Source organism: Burkholderia sp. Ac-20379, from assembly GCF_017104645.1.
Lineage (GTDB): Bacteria > Pseudomonadota > Gammaproteobacteria > Burkholderiales > Burkholderiaceae > Burkholderia.
In genome coordinates, this window is the sequence record NZ_JAAGPF010000638.1 from 1 (window position 1) to 1883 (window position 1883).

General features: G+C 71.3%; 2 protein-coding genes. One reads left to right on the forward strand and one right to left on the reverse strand.

What is annotated here, in order from left to right:
* A partial coding sequence (locus tag G3N92_RS33465) for a gamma-butyrobetaine hydroxylase-like domain-containing protein (RefSeq protein WP_206131784.1) occupies nucleotides 1–167 on the forward strand: 167 nt, incomplete at its 5' end.
* 64 nt (nucleotides 168–231) lie between these two features.
* Here G3N92_RS33465 and G3N92_RS33470 read toward each other — a convergent pair.
* A partial coding sequence (locus tag G3N92_RS33470; RefSeq protein WP_206131783.1) for a family 2A encapsulin nanocompartment cargo protein cysteine desulfurase occupies nucleotides 232–1883 on the reverse strand: 1652 nt, incomplete at its 5' end.

The following is a 1883-nucleotide window of genomic DNA, read 5'->3' on the forward strand; positions in this document are numbered from 1 at the left end:
TCCGCGCGTGTCGGCAGGCGGGCGAGCCGGTCGTCAAGGATGCCGAAGTGAGCGTGACCGACATCCGCCCGATGGGCTACGGCGTGCAACTGGTGTTCGACGACGGCCACGATCGCGGCATCTTTCCGTGGCAGTTCCTGGCGGCGCTGTCCACGGCGCAGGCCTGAAACGGCAACGCCGCGCAGGCTTGTGGCCCGCGCGGCGTTGTTGCCGCTCGTCACTCGGCACGCCTTATCGGCGCCCCGCGAGCCGCCGCACCACATCGACGAACAGATCGATCTCGCCGTAGGTGTTGTAGAACGCCAGCGACGGCCGCACGGTCGCCTCCAGGCCGAAGCGGCGCAGGATCGGTTGCGCGCAGTGATGCCCGGAGCGCACCGCGATGCCCTCCTCGTTCAGCGCACGCCCCACTTCCTCCGTCTCGTAGCCCTTCAGCACGAACGACAACACGCTGGCCTTGTCGCGCGCCGTGCCCACCAGCCGCACGCCCGGCACCGGCGCGAGCTTCTCGGTGGCGTAGGCGAGCAGGTCGTGCTCGTAGCGCGCGATCGGCTCGATGCCGACCCGCTCCACGTATTCGAGCGCCGCGCCCAGGCCCACCGCATCGGCGATGTTGCCGGTGCCCGCCTCGAAGCGGTTCGGCGCGGGCTGGAACACGGTGCGCTCGAACGTGACGTCCGCGATCATGTTGCCGCCGCCCTGCCAGGGCGGCATCGCGTCGAGAATGCGGCGCTTGCCGTACACCACGCCGATCCCCGTCGGGCCGTAGATCTTGTGGCCCGAGAACACGAAGAAATCGGCGTCGAGCGCCTGCACGTCCACGCGCATGTGCGAGATCGACTGTGCGCCGTCCACCAGCGCCACCGCACCGGCGCGATGCGCCAGCTCGATAATCTCGCGCACCGGCACCACCGTGCCCAGCGCGTTCGACACCTGCGTGACCGCCACGATCCGCGTGCGCCCGTTCAGCAGCTTGGCGAATTCGTCGAGCTTCACCTGCCCCGTGTCGTCGACCGGAATCACGCGCAGCGTCGCGCCTTTCTGGGCGGCCAGTTGCTGCCACGGCACGATGTTCGCGTGGTGCTCGAGGTTCGAGACGACGATCTCGTCGCCCTCGCCCACGTTTTGCACGCCCCAGGTCTTGGCGACGAGGTTGATCGCCTCGGTCGCGCCGCGCGCGAAGATGATCTCGTCGGCCGACGCCGCGCCGATGAAGCGCCGCACCGTGTCGCGCGCGTGCTCGTAGGCGTCGGTGGCGCGGCCCGCCAGCGCGTGCGCCGCGCGGTGGATGTTCGAGTTCTCGTGCGCGTAGAAATACGCGAGCCGGTCGATCACTGCCTGCGGCTTGTGGGTGGTGGCCGCGTTGTCGAACCACACGAGCGGCTTGCCGTTCACACGCTCGGCCAGGATCGGGAAATCGCGGCGGATCGCGTTGACGTCGAACGGCGGATGCGCGCCCGCGAACGGCGAAGCGCCCGCCGAAGCCGCCGGTGCGCGATCGCCGACGAAATAACGCGCGCCGCTGCCGCCCGGCGTCTTGCCGGCATCGTGCAGCGACAGCAGATCGCGCAACGCATCGCCGTCGGGCAGCCCGTAGGCTTGCGCCAGCGGTGCGCCCGATACCGGCGTGGCGACCGGTTGCGGCGCGGCGTGCCAGCCGTGCGCGGCATCGTCGACGAAATAGAACGGCGATGCGCCCGGCGCAGCCGCCGCACGCACCGGGCCGGCCTGCGACAGCGGCGGCACGCCGAGCAGCGCACCGCCGCCGCGCGGTTCGAGCGCGGGCGCGGCGACGGCGGCCGTGTCGGGCAGGCCGTTGGCGGCCGCCGCGTGCGGCGCGAGCGCCGGTGCGCGGTTGCCGAGCGTCAGCACCTGGGTGGGCG